Origin of the sequence: Streptomyces sp. NBC_00083 (assembly GCF_026343295.1) — a bacterium.
Classification (GTDB): Bacteria; Actinomycetota; Actinomycetes; order Streptomycetales; family Streptomycetaceae; genus Streptomyces.
Window position 1 is genome coordinate 689,537 of record NZ_JAPELY010000001.1, and the last position, 19,220, is coordinate 708,756.

Here is a 19,220-nt window from a genome sequence, read left to right on the forward strand (position 1 = left end):
GGTGAGCACGCCGGCACCGCGGGCCGCGCCGGCCCGCCCCGGCCCGAACGGCGGCCCCCGACGGAGCGAGGACGCCCGACGACGTCAAGTACCCCCCTTCATCTGGGCGTTGGCGCCGGTGATCCTCCTCTCCGCCGTCTTCCTCTACCCCCTCGCCCTCGTCGTCCAGCAGTCCTTCTCGCCGGACTCGGGCGGCACCTCCCTCCAGCCGTACGCCGACGTCTTCGGCTCGGCCGCGTTCCGGGACGCACTCGGTACGACCGTCTGGCTCGCGGTCGGGGCGACGGCCGGATGTCTCGTGCTCGGGTTCACGCTGGCGCTGGTCATCGCCTTCGTGCCGTTCCCCGGCGGGAAGGCCGTCGCGAAGTTCATCGACGTGTTCCTGTCCTTCCCGTCCTTCCTGATCACGCTGGCCCTGCTCTTCGTCTACGGCACGGTCGGCATGGCCAACGGGCTGTGGACGGACGTCACCGGCGCGCACAGCGGGCCCTTCCAGTTCCTGACCACGCCCTGGGGCGTGCTGCTCGCGGAGATCACGTACTTCACGCCGTTCGTGATGCGGCCCCTGCTCGCCGCCCTCTCCCAACTGGACACCGCACAGCTGGAAGTGGCGTCCTCGCTCGGCGCCCGGCCGGCCAGGATCGTACGGCAGGTGATCCTGCCCGAGGCGCTGCCCGCGCTCGCGGCCGGCGGCGCGCTGGTCCTGGTGATGTGCCTCAACGAGTTCGGGATCGTGCTGTTCACCGGCGCGAAGGGCGTCACCACGCTGCCGATGCTCGTCTACAGCAAGGCGATCCTGGAGTCGGACTACCCGGCCGCCTGCGTCGTCGCCGTCGTCAACATCGTGATCTCCGTGGGCCTCTACGGCCTCTACCGGGTGGTGAGCCGTCGTGTTGGTGCATAGCCGGGGCGGCCGCTGGGCCACCTGGACCGTCTTCTTCCTCCTGTTCCTGCCGGTGTTCGCGCTGCCGCTGCTCGTCATCGTGGCCGCGTCGTTCGCCACGAACTGGTCGGGCGCCTTCCCCTCCGGGTTCACCGCGTCCCACTACGCGGCGGCGACCACCGGAGACTCCCTCCAGGCGCTCACCACCAGCCTGGTCACCGCGCTCGCGGCGAGCGCCATCGCGCTGACGGCCGGCGCGTGGGCCGCGCTCGCCGCGGCCGCCCTGAAGAAGGGCGGACGGCGGTTCATGGACGCCCTGTTCGTGCTGCCGGTCGCCGTGCCGTCGGTGGTCGTCGGGCTCGGCGTCCTCGTCGCGTTCTCCCGGCCGCCGGTGCTGCTCAACGGGACGCGCTGGATCGTGATCCTGGCGCACACCGTTCTTGTCATGGCGTTCGCCTACCAGTCGGTCTCCGCTGCCATCCTGCGGCTCGACCCGATGTACGAACAGGCCGCCGCCAGTCTGGGCGCCCGCCCGCTGGTGGTCCTGTGGCGGGTGCGGCTGCCCCTGCTGCTGCCGTCCCTGACCGCGGCCGCCGGGCTCTGCTTCGCCCTGTCCATGGGCGAGTTGAGCGCCACGATGATGCTCTACCCGCCGGACTGGACGCCGCTGCCGGTGCAGATCTTCGCGGCGACCGACCGCGGCTCGCTGTTCACCGGAGCCGCCGTCGCCGTGGTCCTCATGGGCACGACGCTGCTCGTCCTGCTCGCCGTCTCCCGCATCCGCACCAGAGCCTCCTTCCGCTGACCCGCCCGTCGCCCCTTTCGCCCTTTCTCCCCGCTCTGTCCGCCGACCCCCGCGACAACCTCAGGAGCCCCGAACGTCATGCACAGAAACACCCGCGTCACCGCCGCCCGCACCGCGGTCAAGCCGGCCGCCGCCGTCACCGGCGCCCTCGTGCTCGCCGCCACGCTCTCCGCCTGCGGCGGCGACTCCTCGGCCGACTCCGGCGCGAAGACCGTCACCGTGTACAGCGCCGACGGCCTCAAGGGCGAGAAGGGCGACGGCTGGTACGACCAGGTCTTCAAGGACTTCGAGGCGAAGACCGGCATCAAGGTCAAGTACGTCGAGGGCGGCTCCGGCGAGATGGTGCAGCGCGCGGTCCGCGAGAAGTCCAACACCCAGGCCGACGTGCTCGTCACGCTGCCGCCCTTCATCCAGCAGGCCGAGGACAAGGGGCTGCTCCAGAAGTACGTGCCGGCCGGCGCCGACAAGGTCGACGGGGGCGCCAAGTCGCCCGACGGCACCTGGACCGCGGTCGTCAACAACTACTTCGGGTTCATCTACAACAAGAAGGAACTGAAGGAGGCCCCCAAGAACTGGGAGGACCTCCTGGACGCCAAGTACAAGAACAAGATCCAGTACTCCACGCCGGGCGTCGCGGGCGACGGCACCGCCCTCGTCATCAAGGCCATGCACGACTTCGGCGGCAAGGAGGCCGCGATGGAGTACCTGCGCAAGCTCCAGGCCAACAACGTCGGCCCGTCCGCCTCCACCGGCAAGCTCGCGCCCAAGGTCGACAAGGGCGAGCTGCTCGCGGCCAACGGCGATGTGCAGATGAACTATGCCCAGGCCGCGACCATGCCCAACCTCGGCATCTGGTTCCCCGGCACCACGAGCGGCACCAAGCCCTCCTCCTTCGCCCTGCCCTACGCGGCCGGCCTGGTCAGCAAGGCCCCGCACAGCGCCAACGGCAAGAAGCTCCTCGACTTCATGCTGAGCGAGCGGGCGCAGCAGCAGGTCAGCGAGATCGGCGGCGGTTTCGCGGCCCGCACCGACATCAAGGCCACCGACGCCAACGCGGTCGCGCTCGGCAAACTGATGCAGGGCGTCGACGTCTTCCAGCCCGACTGGATGGACATTTCGAAGAACCTGCCGAAGTACGTCGAGGCGTGGAAGACGGCCACCGGCAGCTGAACCGTGAGCGGCCGGGCCGCGGGGGACGGGGGCTGGCTAGGCTAAGGGCGCCGGCAACGCACAGTGCGGTGCGCCGGCGCCCCCAGCTGATCGCTCATCAGCGCGAGAAGACCGCGCAGAACGCAGGAGTCCGCACCCATGGCAGAGCGCAAGCCGATCGAATCCTGGCTCACCGACATGGACGGTGTCCTCATCCACGAGGGCACCCCCATCCCCGGTGCGGACGCCTTCCTCAAGACGCTCAGGGAGTCGGGCCGCCCCTTCCTCGTCCTCACCAACAACTCGATCTACACCCCGCGCGACCTGCACGCCCGCCTGATGCGCATGGGGCTCGACGTGCCGGTCGAGAACATCTGGACCTCCGCGCTCGCCACCGCGAAGTTCCTCGACGACCAGCGGCCCGGCGGCACCGCCTACGTCATCGGCGAGGCCGGGCTCACCACCGCGCTGCACGACATCGGGTACGTCCTGACCGACCACGAGCCGGACTACGTGGTGCTCGGCGAGACGCGCACGTACAGCTTCGAGGCGCTCACCAAGGCGATCCGGCTGATCAACGGCGGTGCCCGGTTCATCTGCACCAACCCGGACGAGACCGGGCCGAGCCAGGAGGGCCCGCTGCCCGCCACCGGCGCGGTGGCCGCGCTGATCACCAAGGCGACCGGCAAGAAGCCCTACTTCGCGGGCAAGCCCAACCCGCTCATGATGCGCACCGGCCTCAACGCGATCGGCGCGCACTCCGAGACCAGCGCCATGATCGGTGACCGGATGGACACCGATGTGCTCGCGGGCCTGGAGGCGGGCATGCAGACCTTCCTCGTCCTGACGGGTCTGACCCGGCCCGAGGACGTGGAGTCGTACCCCTTCCGGCCGTCGAAGATCGTCGACTCGATCGCCGATCTGGTGAAGCTGATCTGACCTTCGTCGCTCCCCCTGGGCGGGCGTGTCGTGCGCCCGTCCGGCGGAACGGGCCGACCTCCCGGGATGCGGAACCGGGCGTCACACGTGACGCTCGGTTGCAGGAGGTTCACGATGCGCATCCGTCCCATGACACTCTGTGCGGCCGTGGCGGCCGCCGCCCTGACCGTGCTGCCCGCGTCCCCCGCGGTGGCCGAGTCCGAGCCGCACGGATCGGTGCGGGTGACCCCTGGCACCACGGCCCCCGGCGGGGAGGTGGATCTGAGGGTCAGCGTGTGCAGCGGGCGCGAGGCGGTCGGCTCGTCGGACGCCTTCGTCTCGGAGGCCCGCTTCACGCCCGCCGCCGACGGCGGGCTGTACGCCCAGGCCCGTATCCGCTCGGACGCCCAGGACCGTGACTACGACATCTGGGTCACCTGCAAGGACAGTCACGGCAAGGCGAGCGGCCGGCTCACCGTGGTGCACGGCGACCGCCGCGACGACCACGACCGTGACCACGACCACGGCAGGCCCACCCCGTACCACCCGGTGCACGCGGGCGGCGGTGGCGCGGCGACGCTCGCCGCCGACGGGGCCAAGGAGGAGGGGCCCGGCACCCGGCACGCGGTGATCGGGCTCGCGCTCGCGGCGGTCGCGGCGGTCGCCGTGGCGTCGCGCAGCGTACGCCGTCGGCGCGGCGGCGACTGACATGTCGTCGGCGCGCGGCAGCGGACGGTTCGTCACCGGCCTCGCCTGGGCGGTGCTGTTGCTCGGCCTGTGGCTGTGGGGCCGGGACGTACCCGACGGCACCGGCAGCACGTCGGCGCCGACCACCGGTGACATCGCGGCGGTCGGCCGCCCGCCCGGTGTGCCGCTGCCGCCGGCGCACGACCCGCTCAAGGGCGCTCCGCCGCAGCGGGTGGAGATACCGTCCATAGGCATAGCGGCGCCGGTCGTGCCGCGCGGCCTCGACGCCGACGGCGCGGTCGATCCGCCGCCCTTCGCACAGTCCGGCACGGTCGGCTGGTTCGACAGCGGGGCCCAGCCGGGCCAGGCGGGAGCCGCCCTGCTCGTCGGACACGTGGACACCCAGAGCAAACCGGCCGTCTTCTACGGTCTGAGCGCGGCCCGTGCCGGTGAGCGGGTCAAGGTGACCGGCGCCGACGGCACGGTCGCCGAGTTCACCATCGACGACGTCCAGGTCTTCCCGCGCAAGCACTTCGACGCGGCCAAGGTGTACGGGCCCCGAAGGACCGGGCGCGCCGAGTTGCGCCTCATCACCTGCGGCGGAACGTACGACCGCACGACGAAGGCCTACACCGCCAACGTGGTCGTCTCGGCCTACCTCACCGACGCGAGGGACCCGGCCCCTTCAACGCCGCGAGCGTCCTGACCGCCCGCCCCGGCTTCGACGTCGGTCCTCGACCGCCGGTGCGCGGGCTGCGGGAGAGGTCCGGCACCGCCGCGGGAGGTTCAGTGCGGCCGGGTGGCCGTGGGGCGGCCGGCGCGGAGACCGGCCACACCACTCCAGAACCGCCGCGCGTCACGGGCCCAGGCCCGGATGACGCCAAGTCGACCGGTGGACGTACCGGTCAGGGAGGGCCCCACGGTGGCCGGGACGGCTCGGCCGCGCGGGCACGAAACGGGGCCAAGAGGCAGCTTATGTACGGGAGTCGGGCAGGTTCAGGGGTACGGATCCGGGTGCCGGCCGTCGCGCTGGCTCTTCTCGCGGCGGGGTGCGGCGGCGGTGACGGGGGCGGTGGCGCGGAGGCCGGTGAGAGCGCGGCGCCGTCCGGGCTCGCCCAGCCGACGTCGTCCACCAGCCCGTTCTGGGTCGACCCCGACACCAACGCCGCGCGTCAGCTCGCCGCGTACACCCGGGCGGGAGACAGCGAGAAGGCCGCGCTCATCAGGAAGATCGCCGAGCAGCCGGCGGGAGAGTGGATCGCGGGGGAGAACCCCGAAGGGAGGGTCCGCGGCTACACGCAGGCCGCGACCAGGGCGGGCCGGACGGCGCTGCTGGTCCTCTACAACATCCCGCACCGCGACTGCGGCCAGTTCTCCCGGGGCGGCGCACCCGACGACGACGCCTACCGCGACTGGGTCGACCAGGTGGCCCGGGGTATCGGAGAGCGCCCCGCCGCGATCGTCCTGGAACCGGACGCGCTGCTGCACGTCGTCGACGGCTGCACCCCCGCCGAGTTCCGCGAGGCGCGGTACGCGCTCCTGAAGGGCGCCGTCGACCGGCTCAAGCGGCAGCCCGGGACGCGGGTGTACGTGGACGCGGGGAACGCCGGGTGGCGTTCGCCGGACGCGCTGGACGAGCCGCTGCGCCGGGCGGGCATCGCGGGCGCCGACGGGTTCGCGGTCAACGTGTCCAACTTCCAGACCACGCGGGCGAGCCGGGAGTTCGGCGAGCACCTCTCGGCGAAGGTCGGCGGCAAGCACTTCGTGATCGACACCAGCCGCAACGGCAACGGCCCGTACGCCGAGGGCGACCCGGCGGAGCGCTGGTGCAACCCGCCCGGCCGCGCGCTCGGCGAACGGCCGACGGCGGACACGGGGGGCGGCCCGGTCGACGCCTATGTGTGGGCGAAACGCCCGGGGGAGTCGGACGGCCCCTGCAAGGGCGGCCCCCCGGCGGGCAAGTGGTGGCCGGAATACGCCCTGTCGCTCGCGGGCAACACCCGCTGACGCCTTCCGGCCGGCTCCGCACGGGAACGACCGAGGCCCCCTCGCGCTGGGCGAGGGGGCCTCGGTGGTGCGTGCGCCGCCAGGGACTCGAACCCCGGACCCGCTGATTAAGAGTCAGCTGCTCTAACCAACTGAGCTAGCGGCGCCTGCTGACACGGAAAACTTTACCGGACTCCTGAGGGTGGTTTTGACCAGCGCCACGCTGTCAGATGTTCGTTTTATCGGTACTAATCGGTCAAAATGTGACGTGTTTGGGCAGTGTGGACGCTGTCCTGGGCGTGACGGCGCGGAAGCGATCGCCGAAGTCTCCGATTGCGGAACGAACGAGGGGCAGCGGATGGAAGCCAGTACACCCGGACCGGTGTTCGAGGACTACGAGCCCACGGCCGAGTGCGGCTGCGCCGGCTGCGCCGACGGGCGGCGGCTCCGGCTGCTCCCGGTGCGCGACGGCGGCCACCCCGCCGCCAACGGCGGCGCGCGGCGCGCGCTGGTCGCGGCGACGGCCGCCTCCATGGTGCTCGGCGCGGGCACGGTCGCCGCGGCCGCCCCCGTCCCGGCGAGCGACGGCCCCGGTGCGAACAGGGCCGCCGACCCGGGGCCGCCCACGGAGCAGGGCAGCACGAGCGGACTGCACGGCGCGCCCGGCCATGCGGCGCACGGCCCCGAGAAGCCCCGGCCCACCACCCGGGCCGAGATCATCAACCGGGCCAAGACCTGGGTGGCCGCGACCGTGCCGTACGACATGGAGACGTACTGGACGGACGGGTACCGCCAGGACTGCTCCGGCTACGTCTCGATGGCGTGGGACCTCGGCACCAACGAATGGACGGGCAGCCTCGCGGAGTACGGGGTGCGGGTGACCAAGGACGAACTCCAGCCCGGCGACATGCTCCTCTTCCACAACCCGGGCAACCCCACCAAGGGCTCGCACGTGGTGATCTTCGGCGGCTGGACCGACTACACGCACAGCTACTACACCGCCTACGAGCAGACTCCGCCCGGCACCCGCAAGCAGGCCACCCCGTACGCGTACTGGAAGAACTCCGCGAACTACCTGCCCTACCGCTACAAGGGGCTCACCGCGGGCAGCTCCGGAGCGGTGCCCGCCGTCGACCACACCGCCGACACCGGGGCGGGCAGCGGCAGTACGGCGTTCCCCGGGGCCGACAAGTTCGGGCCCGGCGCCGACAACAGCTACGTCACCCGGCTCGGCCAGATGCTGGTGGCGCGCGGCGCCGGCCGCTTCTACACACAGGGCCCGGGGCCGCGCTGGGGCACGGCCGACCTGAACGCGACCCGCGCCTTCCAGCAGGCCCAGGGCTGGACCGGCGCCGACGCCGACGGCATCCCCGGGGCCCGCACCTGGGCGCTGCTCGTGCAGGGCACCGGCAAGAACATCCCGCCCGCCGCGCCCGCCCCCGCGGGTGCGGTGCCCGCGGTCGCTCCCACCGGCGGCGCACAGGCGGCACGCCCCGCCTACCCCGGCCCGAGCCTCTTCCGTACGGGACAGAGCGGTCCGTACGTCACCCGGCTGGGGCGGCAGCTCGTCCTCAAGGGCTTCGGCTCGTACTACACCTCGGGTCCCGGACCGCGCTGGGGCGAGGCCGACCGGCGCAACGTCGAGGCGTTCCAGCGCGCCCAGGGCTGGCGGGGCGCCGAGGCCGACGGATACCCCGGCCCCGAGACATGGCGGCGGCTCTTCGCATGATGGAGGGACAGACGAGCATGCAGACCCCGACTCCCGCCCCGATCCAGGGCGATCCGGCCGGCCCCGGTGGCGGCGCCGAGCCGCCGTCCCGCGTCCCGGCCGCCGACCCCGCCGTCGTCGCGCCCTCCGCCCCGGACGGCGGGCGCAGGGTCGCGGTCATCCGCAACGAGCACACCGCGGAGATCCCGGTCCACCTGCTGTTCCGCGACGACACCGGGCCCGGCCCGGTGGTGCGCGCGGCCGATCCGCCGGCCCCGCGTCCCGTCGCCCGGCCGCCCAAGCAGGCCGGCGCGCGGACCCCGGTCGCCGTGCCGGTGAGGCCGGCCACGCCGGTCGACCCGCGGATCTCGGAACGGCCGGGACCCGCCGTGCCGGGCGGCACTGCGGTGGCCGTCGGGATCCTCGCGCTCGCCGGCTGCGGCGCGGTGGCCTGGTGGGCCGGGGTCCTGCCGCGCGCCGTCACCTCCCTGCTGCGGCTGCCCGCGCTCCCGTACCACGGGGTGCGGCCCGAACAGTGGGGGCTGCTCGGGGTCGGGGTGGCCCTGGTGGTCCTCGCGTTCGGCGGGCTCGGCCGGGGACACGTCGGCCACGCCTGGGTCCTCTCGCTCTTCGGCGACTACCGGGGGAGCGTGCGGCGCACCGGCCTGGTGTGGACGAGCCCGCTGCTGCTGCGGCGCCGGGTCGACCTGCGGCTGCGGCACTGGCGCAGCGAGCCGATGGGCGCGGTCGACGCGCGCGGCACCGCGCTCCGGGTGGTGGTGCTCGTGGTGTGGCGGGTCAAGGACACCGCGCGGGCCACCCTCGCCGTCGCCGACCACGAGACGTATCTGCGCGAGCAGGTGGAGGCGGCGACGGCGCGTGTGCTCTCGCAGCTCCCGGCCGACGCCTTCCACGACGACGCGCCCACGCTCAGGAACGCGGAGGCCGTCGGTGACGCGTTGACGCGACTGCTGAAGGCGGAGGCGGAGCCGGTCGGCATCGAGCTGTACTCGGCGCAGCCGACCCGCATCGAGTACGCGCCCGAGGTGGCCGCGGCGATGCGCCGCCGTCGGGTCGCGGCGATCGACGCCCAGCACCGCGACGCGGTGCTGACCTCGGTGGTGGACGCGGTGGACGACACCGTGCACCGGCTGACCTCGCGGGGCCTGGTGGAGCTCGACGCGTACGAGCGCAAGGCGCTGGTGAAGGACCTGACGGTGGCCTTCTACACGGGGCGGGGGTCGGGGGAGGGCGGCTGAGGGGGCCCGAGCTCCTCCCGATTGGCCTGGACCAACACCTGGACACGCTCAACTCCCTTCCATAGGCTGGTAGTTGGTCTAGACCGGAACATGACATACCGCACGCGTGCAGCTCCACCCCAAGGAACTCCCCCACGGTCTCCAGGAGTGTCAGCATGCGAAAGAAGCAACGGCTCGGTGCCGTCGTGGTGGGGCTCGCCGTCGCCGGCGCGTCCCTGCTCGCGACCGGCAGCGCGAGCAGCCACGGCTACACCGACCAGCCGATCAGCAGGCAGAAGCTCTGCGCCAACGGCACGGTCAAGAACTGCGGCGACATCCAGTGGGAGCCGCAGTCCGTCGAGGGCCCCAAGGGCTTCCCGGCGGCAGGCCCGGCGGACGGCACCATCTGCGCCGGCGGCAACAGCAGGTTCGCCGAACTGGACGACCCGCGCGGCGGCACCGGCTGGCCCACCACCCAGCTGACGGGTGGTCAGACCTACACCTTCCGCTGGCAGTTCACCGCGCGCCATGCCACGACGGACTTCCGCTACTACCTCACCAAGCAGGGCTGGAACCCGGCGCAGAAGCTGACCCGCGCCGCGCTCGACACCCAGCCGTTCCTCACCGTGCCCTACGGCGGGAAGCAGCCGCCGGCCACGGTGTCCCACCAGGGCACCATCCCCACCGGCCGGACCGGACGCCAGATGATCGTCGCCGTGTGGACGATCGCGGACACCGGCAACGCCTTCTACGCCTGCTCGGACGTTCAGTTCTGACGCTCCATCAACTACGGTGCGGCGCCATGACGAAGAGGGCGTCCAACGGATCCACGGCGCACCGGACCGGTGCGGACCGGGCCGCGCCGACCGTCGCCGCGTACGTGCGGCGGCAGTGGGGCGACGCGCGGACCGCGCTGCGCTGCGGCGACCTGGAGCTCACCCACCACCAGGTCGCCGCGGGCGCCGCCGCCCGCGCGGCGCTCCTCGCCGAGCTGCTGCCCCGGGGTGCCGAGCCGCACCTCGGGGTGCTGCTCGACAACACCCCCGAATTCCCGCTCTGGCTCAGCGCGGCGGCCCTCGCCGGGGCAGCCGTGGCGGGCATCAACCCGACCCGGCGCGGCCCCGAACTGGCCCGCGACATCCTGCACACCGCATGCGGCGTCCTGATCACGGGCCGCGCCCACCTCCCCCTGCTCGACGGGCTCGACCTGCCGGGCGTACGCGTCCTGGTGACCGGCACGGAGGCGTACGAGCAGCTCCTCGCCCCGTACGAGGGCGCGGTGCCGGGCGAATCGACGGTGGGGCCGGTCGGGCCGCGCAGCCGGCTCCTGCTGTACTTCACCTCCGGCTCGACCGGCGCCCCCAAGGCCGCGATCTGCACCCAGGGCCGGCTCGCCGCGGCGGGCGAGTCGCTCGCCGCCCACTTCGCGCTCGGCCGCGACGACGTGCACTACATCTGCATGCCGATGTTCCACGGCAACGCGGTGATCGCCAACTGGGCCCCGGCGCTGACAAGCGGCGCGACCGTGGCGCTCCGCGACCGCTTCTCGGCGTCGGGGTTCCTGGACGACGTACGGGCGTACGGCGTCACGTACTTCACCTACGTGGGCCGGGCGATCCAGTACCTGCTGGCCACCCCCGAGCGGCCGGACGACCGCGAGCACGCGCTGCGGACCGGGTTCGGCACGGAGGCGGGGGCGGCCGACGCGGACCGGTTCGCCGAGCGGTTCGGCGTGCGGCTCGTCGAGGGGTACGGATCCTCCGAGGGCGGCGCGGCGATCCAGCGCACCCCGGGCACGCCGCCGGGCGCGATCGGCAGGGCCGCGCCGGGCGGCGACCTCGCGGTGGTCGACCCGGAGACCGGCCGCGTCTGCGCACCGGCGCGGTTCGACGGGGCCGGCCGGCTCCTCAACGGGGCCGAGGCGATAGGGGAGTTGGTGAACCGGGCGCCGAACCCCTTCGAGGGGTACTGGCGCAATCCGCAGGCGGAGGCGGAGCGGCGCAGGGGCGGCTGGTACTGGACCGGTGACCTGTTCTTCCGCGACGCGGACGGCTTCCTCTACTTCGCGGCGCGCACCGACGACCGGCTGCGGGTGGACAGCGAGAACCTGGCGGCGGCGATGATCGAGAACATCCTCGCGCGGTGGGAGCCGGTGCGGGGCGTGGCGGTCTACGCGGTGCCCGACCCGGTGACGGGCGACCAGGTGATGGCGGCGCTCGCCCTGCCGGACCCGGCCGCCTTCGACCCCGCCGCCTTCACCGCGTTCCTCGCCTCCCAGCCCGACCTGGGTACGAAGATGGCGCCGCGGTTCGTGCGGGTGATGGCGGGGTTGCCGGTGACGGCGACGAACAAGGTGGCGCGGGCGGGGCTGCGGCGGGAGGGGTTCTGGTCGGGCGGCCCCGTGTGGTGGCGCCCCCCGGGCACCACCACGTACCACCCCCTTCCCCCGGCCATGTGCGTGCCGCCCGGCACCGAGTAGTCAGGGGCGCGGCCCACGGACGCCAGCCGGGTGCCCTGGGGCTCCGCCCCAGACCCCGTTCGGGCCTGAAGGGCCCTCGTCCTCAATCGCCGGACGGGCTGGGTATGCGCATGCCGGGCGGGATCGAGCAGCCAAGGGGCGCGGGGAACTGCGCGACCAGCCACGCACGGTCCGCACACGAAGGCGGGGTTGCCTGGGGCTCCGTCCCAGACCCCGAACGCGCCGGAACGGCCCTCGTCCTCAATCGCCGGACGGGCTGAGGTTGCCTCGACCGGGCACCCTGCCAAGGCCGGCCCCGCCAGGGGCGCGGGGAACTGCGCGGGACGCGGGCACGGTCCGCAGACGTAGGCCGGGTCGCTGGGGCTCCGCCCCGGCTACTCGGGTGGGTGAATTGTCGGCCAGCGTCCCCCCGCACCCCACCCACCAATGGCTGGATGGGCCCGTGAACCCCCGCCTCCTTCTCCACACCCTCGCCGCCGCCCTGCTCACCCTCGCCCTCCCTGCCACCGCCACCGCCACCGCAGCGGAACGCCCCCACTTCCACGAGTACGTCGCCCTCGGCGACTCCTGGTCCGCCGACGTCACCGTGCTCGGCATCGATTCCACCTACGCCCCCAGCGGCTGCGCCCAGAGCAGCTGGAACTACCCCAAGCAGGTCGCCGCCCGGCTGCACGTCGAGACGTTCCGGGACGCCACGTGCGGCGGCGCCACCACCGCCGAGATGACCGCGCCGCAGAACGTCGGGCGCGTACCGCTGCTCGCACAGGGCGTGAACCCGGCCCAGTTCGACCGGCTCACCCCCACCACCGACCTCGTCACCGTCGGGATCGGCGGCAACGACATCGGGCTCGCCACCGCCGTCATGGGCTGCGTCAACCCGCTGCCCGCACCCCTCGGCACCCCGTGCCGCGACCGGTTCGCGCGCGCCGACGGCACGGACGTCATGTCCCGGCGGATCGCCGACACCAGGTCCCGGATCGCCGGAGTCCTGGCCGGCATCAGGCACCGCTCGCCCCACGCCACCGTCCTGGTCGTCGACTACCTCGCCGGTGTCGCCGCCGACCACGGCTGCTACCCCCTGGTGCCGATCCTCGATGAGGACATGACCTGGTTCGGCGCGCGGCTGCGGGAGTTGAACGGCATGCTCGCCTCCACCGCCGCCGAGAACGGGGCGTCCTTCGTCGACACCTACGACGGGAGCCGGGGTCACGACGTCTGCGCGCCGGCCGGTACCCGCTGGGTGGAGGGCCTGGTGCCGCTGAGCACCGACCCGCCCGGACTCGCCGTGCCGTTCCACCCCAACCGCCTCGGCGCCGACCACCAGGCCTCAACTGTGCTCTCCGTACTGGGCAGTTGAGCGGTCCTCCATGCCGAAGGGGCCGGCCATCGTCATGATGGCCGGCCCCTTCGGCTGCACCCCCCTCGGCGCCGTACGCGTCGCTCACACCGCGGGTTGTGTGACCCGGCCCGGCGCCGCCTCCCGAACCCCGGCTTCCTCGACTCCGGCGTCCTGAGCCTGCGCCCCCGCCGCTCCCACGCCCCGCAGCAGCGCCGCCGCCAGTACCGCCGCGGCCACCAGGACCACCGTGCCGCCGAGCGCCGCGTACTGCATGCCGTGCACGAACGCCTCCCTGGCCAGGACCGCCAGGCCGTGGTCGGCGCCCGCGACCGCCGTGCCGAGGGTCTGCCGGGCGGCGGCCGGCGCGGTGGCCGGCATGTCGGCGCGGTAGACCGCCGTGCCGATCGAGCCGAGCACCGCCATGCCGAGCGCCCCGCCGAACTCCTGCCCCGTCTCCAGGAGCGAGGCCGCCGAGCCGGCCTTCTCGACGGGCGCCGAGGCCAGCGCCATGTCGGAGACCAGCGCCATCACCGTCACGATGCCGCATCCGATGACCGCCGCCCCGGCGAGGACCATCGCCAGGGAGTCCGTGCCGGACAGGGCGAGCAGGGCGTATCCGGCGGCAGCCACGGCGAAGCCCGTGGCGATGACGTACGCCCGGTTCACCTTGCGGGCCACGGCGGAGGCGGTGGGGGCGGCGATGCCGACGGCGAGCGAGGGGGCGACGCTCCACAGCGCGGCCCGCATCGTGCTCATGCCGAGCACCGACTGGAGGTACTGCGTGGTGAAGTAGGCCGAGCCCATCATCGCGAACGCCGCGATGGTGTTGAGCGAGATCGCCGCACCGAACCGGCGTCCGGGACGGAACAGTTCCCGGCTGATCAGCGCGGAGCGCCGGGTGCGCTGACGCTGGACGAAGACCGTGCCGACGACCAGGCCCACCGCGATCCAGACCACGTACGACCAGGCGAAGCCGTCCGCCGCGAACTCCTTGAGCCCGTACACCACCGGCAGCACCGATCCCATCGACAGCGGCACGCTCAGCATGTCGAACTTCCCCGGCGCCGGGTCCTTGAACTCCGGGACCAGCACCGGCGTCAGGACCAGGAGCAGCACCATCGCGGGCACGTTGATCAGGAAGACCGAGCCCCACCACAGATGCTCCAGCATGACGCCGCTGAGCACCGAGCCGAGCGCGATCCCGCCGGCCATGGCCCCGGACCAGATGCCGACCGCCTGACCGCGCTGCTTGTCGTCGTGGAACATGTTGCGGACCAGGCCCATGGTCGAGGGCATGAGGGTGGCCCCGCCGATGCCGAGGAGCGCGCGGGCCGCGATGAGCATCTCGGCGCTGGTGGCGTACGCGGCGGTGACCGAGGCGACGCCGAAGGCCGCCGCACCGAACAGCAGCAGCTTGCGCCGCCCGATCCGGTCGCCGAGCGAGCCCATCGTGATCAGCAGCCCGGCGAGCGCGAAGGCGTACACATCGATGATCCACAGCTGCTGCGTGGCGGTGGGGTGGAGCTCGCTGCTGATCGAGGGGAGCGCGAAGTAGAGGACGGAGACGTCCATCGAGACGAGGAGGAGAGGCAGCAGGAGGACCGTGAAGGCGGTCCACTCCTTGCGCCCGGCGCGGCGGGAGACGCCGCCGGTGGTGCTCGCTGTGGTGCTCGTCGTGTTCGTCATGGCAGTAATGTACGAGCGTCTTAAACGCTTGTCTAGTACTTACGTTTAAGACGTACGTATGGATCTGTGGGCGTGGCTCGGCGCCTCGTGGGTGACGGGTGTGTGGAGCGCCCCGCTCCGGGCGGGTTCCGGCCCGGCGGGCCCTGGGCCGGAACACGAAGAAGCCCCCCGCTTGCGCGAGGGGCTTCTTCTGTCTGTGCGCCGCCAGGGACTCGAACCCCGGACCCGCTGATTAAGAGTCAGCTGCTCTAACCAACTGAGCTAGCGGCGCGTGCTGACAGAGAAAATACTACCTGGTCCCGTGGGGTGCTGATGACCACCCCGGGGCGGGGTGCGCGGGGTGCTCAGATGGCCAGGGAGAGCACCACCGGGGCGGCCCCGCGGTTGAGGGTGTCGGCCGCGGCGCGCAGCCGGTGGGCGTGCTCGATCGGCATCGACAGGGCCAGGCAGCCCACGGCCGAGCCCGCGGTGAGCGGCACCGCCGCGCAGACCGTGCCGACCGCGTACTCCTGGAGGTCGAGCACCGGCACGGTGGCCGGCTGGCTGTCGAGCTTGGAGAACAGGACCTTCTCGCTGGTGATCGTGCGCGAGGTGAGCCGGGCGATCTTGTGGCGCGAGAGGTGGTCGCGGCGGCCGTTCTGGTCGAGCTGGGTCAGCAGGCACTTGCCGACCGCGCTCGCGTGCGCCGCCGACTTGAAGTCGACCCACTCGTTGACCTTCGGGGCGCGCGGCCCGTCCGCGTACTGGGTGATCTTGACCTCGCCGTCGATGTAGCGGCTGATGTAGACCGCCGCGCCCACCGTGTCGCGGAGCGACATGAGGGTGTTCTGGAGCTTGGTCTCCAGCGCCTGCTGGCGAGCGGCGCCCGAGCCGAGCAGGACCATCGAGTCGCCGATCACATAGGCCCCGTCGGCCACCTGCTCCACATAGCCCTCGCGCCGCAGCATGAGCAGCATGGAGGCCAGATGGGCGGTGGGCAGACCCGTCTCGCGCGCGACCTGGACATCGGTGACGCCCCCGCCGTGCCTGGAGATCGCCTCCAGGACCCGCAGGACGTAGTGCACCGAGTGGAACGGCGCGGTCGGCTCCGGCTTCAGCGCCACGGTTTCCCCCTAGCAGGTCGAGCTGCGAAGGTGGCAGGTCTGCACCTCCACGATAGCCGCCAAGACCCGTCTGCGGTGGGGGTGTTGACAACATTGGTGGCGCGCTCCAGGGCCCTGTCCTGGGACGCGCCACCCTGGCATATGCCAGAGTCAAGGTCCGTCACCGCGCGGGCGACCGGAACCTCAGGTCAGCGCCGTGCACACCGCGTGGTCACGCGATCGCTCCGAGAAACTCCCGCGTGCGCTCGTGCTCGGGTGCGCCGAAGATCTGCTCCGGCGGACCCGACTCGATGACCTTGCCGGCGTCGAACATCATCACCTCGTCGGAGATGTCCCGCGCGAAGCTCATCTCATGGGTGACACAGAGCATGGTGATGTCCGTGGTGCGGGCGATGTCGCGCAGCAGGTCGAGCACCCCGGCCACCAGCTCCGGGTCGAGAGCGGAGGTCACCTCGTCCAGGAGCAGCACCTCGGGACGCATCGCGAGGGCACGCGCGATCGCGACCCGCTGCTGCTGCCCGCCGGAGAGCTGCGAGGGCTTCGCGTCGCGCTTCTCGTCGAGGCCCACCAGGTCGAGCAGTTCGCGCGCCCGCTGCTCGGCCTCGTCGCAGGAGAGCCCGAGCACCCGCACCGGCGCCTCGGTGATGTTGCGCAGCACGCTCATGTTGGGGAACAGGTTGAACTGCTGGAAGACCATCCCGATCTTCTTGCGGGCCTCTCTGCGTTCCTTCTCGTCCGCCGGGAACAAGCGGTTCCCGTTGACCTGGATGGTGCCGGAGTCCGGGGTCTCCAGCGTCATGAGCAGCCGCAGGATCGTGGTCTTGCCGGAGCCCGACGGGCCGATCAGGGTGACGTGTTTGCCCTTGCGGGCGGTGAAGCACAGGTCGTCGAGGACGGTGTTGTCACCGAAGCTCTTGGTGACGTTCTCGAAGCGGATCAGTTCGGTGCCGCTCTGCTTCTTCACGGGCATCTCGATCTGGGTGTCAGCGGACAAGGCGGCGCTCCAGGGCTCGTACGAACAGCGAAGCCGGATAGGCGATGAGGATGAAGGCGACGCCGACGACGGTCAGCGGCTCGGTGTACTGGAAGGTGCTCGCCCCCGCGAGACGGGACTGCTGGAGCATCTCCAGGACGCTGATGCCGGCGAGCAGCGGCGTGTCCTTCAGCATGGAGATGACGTAGTTGCCGAGCGCCGGGGCGATGCGACGCACGGCCTGCGGCAGGATCACCGCGAACCAGGTGCGGTGCGCGGGCAGGCTCAGCGCCGTCGCCGCCTCCCACTGGCCCGGGGGCACGGCGTCGATGCCGGCCCGGTAGACCTGCGCGGTGTACGTCGAGTAGTGCAGGCCGATGGCGATGATGCCGGTGGTCAGCGCGGAGAACTTCACGCCCCACTCGGGCAGCACGAAGAACAGGAAGAACAGCTGCACCAGCAGCGGGGTGGTGCGGATGAACTCGGTGATCAGGTTGACCGGCCAGCGTACGAAGCGGGTCGGCGCCCGGAAGGCGAACGCCCACACCAGGCCGAGGGTGAAGGAGATGAGGGAGCCGAGCGCGAGGATCTCCAGCGTGGTGACCACGCCGTCCCAGAAGCGCGGCATGAAGTCCCAGACGGCGGACCAGTCCCAGTTCACTTGACCGTCACCCCCAGATTGGCCTTGGTGCGGCGTTCCAGCGCCTTCATCCCGCGGGTGAGGCCGAAGGCGAGCACGAAGTAGATGACGAGCGTGACGGTGTAGATCTGCGCGCTGTCCTGCGTCGCGAGCCGCACCAGGTACGCCGCGAACGACACGTCGCCCACGCCGAGCAGGGAGACCAGCGCGGTCCCCTTGAGCAGCTCGACGAGCAGGTTGCAGAACGGCGGGATCATCTCCGGCACCGCCTGCGGCAGCAGCACGAGCCGCATCCGCTGCCAGGGCGTGAAGCTCAGCGCGACGCCCGCCTCACGCTGGGCGGGCGCCACCGCGTTCAGGGCGCCGCGGACGATCTCCGCGCCGTACGCCCCGTAGGACAGGCCGAGCGCGAGCACCGCCGCCCACATCGGGACCAGCTGCCAGCCGGCCAGCGGCGGCAGCACGAAGAACAGCCAGAACATCAGGACCAGGGCGGAGGTGCCCCGGAAGATCTCCGTGTACGCCGCCGCGAGGAAGCGCACCAGGCGCGAGCGGTGGGTGCGCGCCATGCCCACGCCGAAGGCGACCGCGGCCGCGAGCGCGGCGCTGTAGACGGTCAGCTGGACCGTGATCCATATGCCAGGCAGCACCCAGTGCTGCCACAGTCCCGCCGTCATCGGCACAGCTCCTTGGCGGTCAGGGTGGTCATCTCGGCCTGCGTGAACCCGAAGGGCTGCAGGATCCGGAAGAGTTCGCCGCTCTGCTTCATGCGGTGGATCTCGGCGTTGAAGGCGTCGCGCAGCGCGCCGTCGGTGGGGCGGAAGGCGAAACCGCCGCCGTCGATCTTCTTCTTGCCGTCGACGACCGCGGCGAACGGCTGCGTGGCCTCGGCCTTCGCGCTCTTCTTCGCCACTTCGCGCACGGTGAGCGCGGTGCCCGCGAACACGTCGACGCGGCCGGACTCCACGGCGTTCAGGCCCGCCACCTGGTCCTGGAGGATGACGATGTTCTTCTCGGGGTAACCGGCGGCGGTCGCGTACGCGATCTCCGCGTACCCGGTGCCGGTCGCGAACCGGGCCTTGCTGCGGACGACGTCCTCGTAGGTGTGCAGGTTCTTCGGGTTGCCCTTGCGGACGATGAAGGCGTCCAGCATCTGGTACTCGGGGTCCGCGAACAACACCTGGGCGCAGCGGTCCTTGTTGATGTACATACCGGCCGAAACGACGTCGAACTGCTGCGAGTTGAGGCCGGGGATCAGGGAGGAGAAGTCGGTGGCGACGGGCTGGACGCGGCCGATTCCGAGCCGTTTGAAAATCACCTTGGCGAGTTCGGGAGCCTCGCCGGTGAACTCGCCCTGCTCGTTCACATACCCGTAGGGGACTTCACCGGCGATGCCGAGGCGGACCGTGCCCTGCGACGTGAGCCGGGCGAGCGCGTCGCCGTCGGGGACTCGGGAGCAGGCGGCGGCGCCGGTGAGGGCGACGGCGGCGGCGCCGGTGAGCAGGGTCCGCCTGGGTATGGAGGGTCTGGGGCGTGAGGTAGCTCGGGCCATGGCGGCGCGGCTACCCCTCTTCATCCGGCCCATGCCTCTTATTTTTTCGGACACCGGCCGGGTCCGCGCCCCGG

General features: G+C 72.1%; 17 protein-coding genes, 2 tRNA genes and 1 pseudogene. 12 read left to right on the forward strand and 8 right to left on the reverse strand.

Annotated features, from left to right (window positions below):
• Window position 1 precedes the first annotated feature (1 nt).
• The 7 genes from OOJ98_RS02995 (at window position 2) to OOJ98_RS03025 (ending at window position 6,449) form a co-directional block, all read left to right on the forward strand.
• Entirely contained in the window at window positions 2–904 is a 903-nt protein-coding gene (locus tag OOJ98_RS02995) for a 2-aminoethylphosphonate ABC transporter permease subunit (protein ID WP_267053035.1), read from the forward strand.
• On the forward strand, window positions 891–1,688 hold the full coding sequence (locus tag OOJ98_RS03000; protein WP_267053036.1) for an ABC transporter permease: 798 nt from the start codon (window positions 891–893) through the stop codon (window positions 1,686–1,688). Before OOJ98_RS02995 ends, OOJ98_RS03000 begins: the two co-directional genes overlap by 14 nt.
• 78 nt (window positions 1,689–1,766) lie before the next feature.
• Window positions 1,767–2,858 carry a 2-aminoethylphosphonate ABC transporter substrate-binding protein gene (locus OOJ98_RS03005; protein ID WP_267053037.1) on the forward strand — a complete coding sequence of 364 codons (1,092 nt, stop codon included), beginning with the start codon at window positions 1,767–1,769 and terminating at the stop codon, window positions 2,856–2,858.
• Window positions 2,859–2,996: 138 nt separating this feature from the next.
• Window positions 2,997–3,776, forward strand: coding sequence for an HAD-IIA family hydrolase (locus OOJ98_RS03010; RefSeq protein WP_267053038.1), 780 nt, complete (start codon window positions 2,997–2,999; stop codon window positions 3,774–3,776).
• A 114-nt stretch (window positions 3,777–3,890) separates the two neighbouring features.
• Window positions 3,891–4,463: a hypothetical protein gene (locus OOJ98_RS03015; protein WP_267053039.1), complete on the forward strand. Its 573-nt coding sequence runs from the start codon at window positions 3,891–3,893 to the stop codon at window positions 4,461–4,463.
• Between the two features lies 1 nt (window position 4,464).
• Window positions 4,465–5,148, forward strand: a complete 684-nt coding sequence (locus tag OOJ98_RS03020; protein ID WP_267053040.1) for a class F sortase — start codon at window positions 4,465–4,467, stop codon at window positions 5,146–5,148.
• A 269-nt stretch (window positions 5,149–5,417) separates the two neighbouring features.
• Window positions 5,418–6,449, forward strand: a complete 1,032-nt coding sequence (locus OOJ98_RS03025; protein ID WP_267053041.1) for a glycoside hydrolase family 6 protein — start codon at window positions 5,418–5,420, stop codon at window positions 6,447–6,449.
• A gap of 72 nt (window positions 6,450–6,521) precedes the next feature.
• Here the strand turns inward: OOJ98_RS03025 and OOJ98_RS03030 are convergent.
• Window positions 6,522–6,595 (reverse strand) — tRNA-Lys (locus OOJ98_RS03030).
• A gap of 191 nt (window positions 6,596–6,786) precedes the next feature.
• On the opposite strand from OOJ98_RS03030, the gene OOJ98_RS03035 reads away from it, so the two are divergent.
• The 5 genes and pseudogenes from OOJ98_RS03035 (at window position 6,787) to OOJ98_RS03055 (ending at window position 13,210) form a co-directional block, all read left to right on the forward strand.
• Entirely contained in the window at window positions 6,787–8,157 is a 1,371-nt protein-coding gene (locus OOJ98_RS03035) for a peptidoglycan-binding protein (RefSeq protein ID WP_267053042.1), read from the forward strand.
• Between the two features lie 134 nt (window positions 8,158–8,291).
• Window positions 8,292–9,395 (forward strand): annotated as a pseudogene (locus OOJ98_RS03040) (SPFH domain-containing protein); the annotation flags it as partial.
• 155 nt (window positions 9,396–9,550) lie between these two features.
• Window positions 9,551–10,150 (forward strand): lytic polysaccharide monooxygenase, encoded by a 600-nt coding sequence (locus OOJ98_RS03045; protein ID WP_267053043.1) that lies wholly within the window; start codon window positions 9,551–9,553, stop codon window positions 10,148–10,150.
• Between the two features lie 26 nt (window positions 10,151–10,176).
• On the forward strand, window positions 10,177–11,853 hold the full coding sequence (locus tag OOJ98_RS03050; protein WP_267053044.1) for an AMP-binding protein: 1,677 nt from the start codon (window positions 10,177–10,179) through the stop codon (window positions 11,851–11,853).
• Window positions 11,854–12,295: 442 nt separating this feature from the next.
• Window positions 12,296–13,210 (forward strand): SGNH/GDSL hydrolase family protein, encoded by a 915-nt coding sequence (locus OOJ98_RS03055; RefSeq protein WP_267053045.1) that lies wholly within the window; start codon window positions 12,296–12,298, stop codon window positions 13,208–13,210.
• A gap of 84 nt (window positions 13,211–13,294) precedes the next feature.
• On the opposite strand, the gene OOJ98_RS03060 is transcribed toward OOJ98_RS03055, so the two are convergent.
• The 7 genes from OOJ98_RS03060 to ehuB all read right to left on the reverse strand — a co-directional run bounded on the left by OOJ98_RS03060 (window position 13,295) and on the right by ehuB (window position 19,146).
• Complete coding sequence (locus OOJ98_RS03060; protein ID WP_267053046.1) at window positions 13,295–14,878, reverse strand: MFS transporter; 1,584 nt, start codon at window positions 14,876–14,878, stop codon at window positions 13,295–13,297.
• A 197-nt stretch (window positions 14,879–15,075) separates the two neighbouring features.
• Window positions 15,076–15,149, reverse strand: a tRNA-Lys gene (locus OOJ98_RS03065).
• A 73-nt stretch (window positions 15,150–15,222) separates the two neighbouring features.
• Entirely contained in the window at window positions 15,223–15,981 is a 759-nt protein-coding gene (locus OOJ98_RS03070) for an IclR family transcriptional regulator (RefSeq protein ID WP_267053047.1), read from the reverse strand.
• Between the two features lie 211 nt (window positions 15,982–16,192).
• Window positions 16,193–16,951, reverse strand: a complete 759-nt coding sequence (locus OOJ98_RS03075) for an amino acid ABC transporter ATP-binding protein (protein WP_267055491.1) — start codon at window positions 16,949–16,951, stop codon at window positions 16,193–16,195.
• A 13-nt stretch (window positions 16,952–16,964) separates the two neighbouring features.
• The gene (ehuD, locus tag OOJ98_RS03080) at window positions 16,965–17,615 is read right to left on the reverse strand and encodes an ectoine/hydroxyectoine ABC transporter permease subunit EhuD (protein ID WP_267053048.1); all 651 of its coding nucleotides are present in this window, start codon (window positions 17,613–17,615) and stop codon (window positions 16,965–16,967) included.
• On the reverse strand, window positions 17,612–18,271 hold the full coding sequence (gene ehuC, locus OOJ98_RS03085) for an ectoine/hydroxyectoine ABC transporter permease subunit EhuC (protein WP_267053049.1): 660 nt from the start codon (window positions 18,269–18,271) through the stop codon (window positions 17,612–17,614). The genes ehuD and ehuC overlap by 4 nt, the downstream gene beginning before the upstream one ends.
• Complete coding sequence (gene ehuB, locus OOJ98_RS03090) at window positions 18,268–19,146, reverse strand: ectoine/hydroxyectoine ABC transporter substrate-binding protein EhuB (protein WP_267053050.1); 879 nt, start codon at window positions 19,144–19,146, stop codon at window positions 18,268–18,270. Before ehuB ends, ehuC begins: the two co-directional genes overlap by 4 nt.
• Between the last annotated feature and the right edge of the window lie 74 nt (window positions 19,147–19,220).

Excerpts from the sequence above, each read along its gene's own strand:
- OOJ98_RS03005 (WP_267053037.1), top strand. The coding sequence starts at position 1,767 with ATGCACAGAAACACCCGCGTCACCGCCGCCCGCACCGCGGTCAAGCCG.
- OOJ98_RS03010 (WP_267053038.1), top strand. The coding sequence starts at position 2,997 with ATGGCAGAGCGCAAGCCGATCGAATCCTGGCTCACCGACATGGACGGT.
- OOJ98_RS03015 (WP_267053039.1), top strand. The coding sequence starts at position 3,891 with ATGCGCATCCGTCCCATGACACTCTGTGCGGCCGTGGCGGCCGCCGCC.
- OOJ98_RS03020 (WP_267053040.1), top strand. The coding sequence starts at position 4,465 with ATGTCGTCGGCGCGCGGCAGCGGACGGTTCGTCACCGGCCTCGCCTGG.
- OOJ98_RS03025 (WP_267053041.1), top strand. The coding sequence starts at position 5,418 with ATGTACGGGAGTCGGGCAGGTTCAGGGGTACGGATCCGGGTGCCGGCC.
- OOJ98_RS03035 (WP_267053042.1), top strand. The coding sequence starts at position 6,787 with ATGGAAGCCAGTACACCCGGACCGGTGTTCGAGGACTACGAGCCCACG.
- OOJ98_RS03045 (WP_267053043.1), top strand. The coding sequence starts at position 9,551 with ATGCGAAAGAAGCAACGGCTCGGTGCCGTCGTGGTGGGGCTCGCCGTC.
- OOJ98_RS03050 (WP_267053044.1), top strand. The coding sequence starts at position 10,177 with ATGACGAAGAGGGCGTCCAACGGATCCACGGCGCACCGGACCGGTGCG.
- OOJ98_RS03060 (WP_267053046.1), bottom strand. The coding sequence starts at position 14,878 with ATGACGAACACGACGAGCACCACAGCGAGCACCACCGGCGGCGTCTCC.
- OOJ98_RS03075 (WP_267055491.1), bottom strand. The coding sequence starts at position 16,951 with ATGCCCGTGAAGAAGCAGAGCGGCACCGAACTGATCCGCTTCGAGAAC.
- ehuC (WP_267053049.1), bottom strand. The coding sequence starts at position 18,271 with ATGACGGCGGGACTGTGGCAGCACTGGGTGCTGCCTGGCATATGGATC.
- ehuB (WP_267053050.1), bottom strand. The coding sequence starts at position 19,146 with ATGGCCCGAGCTACCTCACGCCCCAGACCCTCCATACCCAGGCGGACC.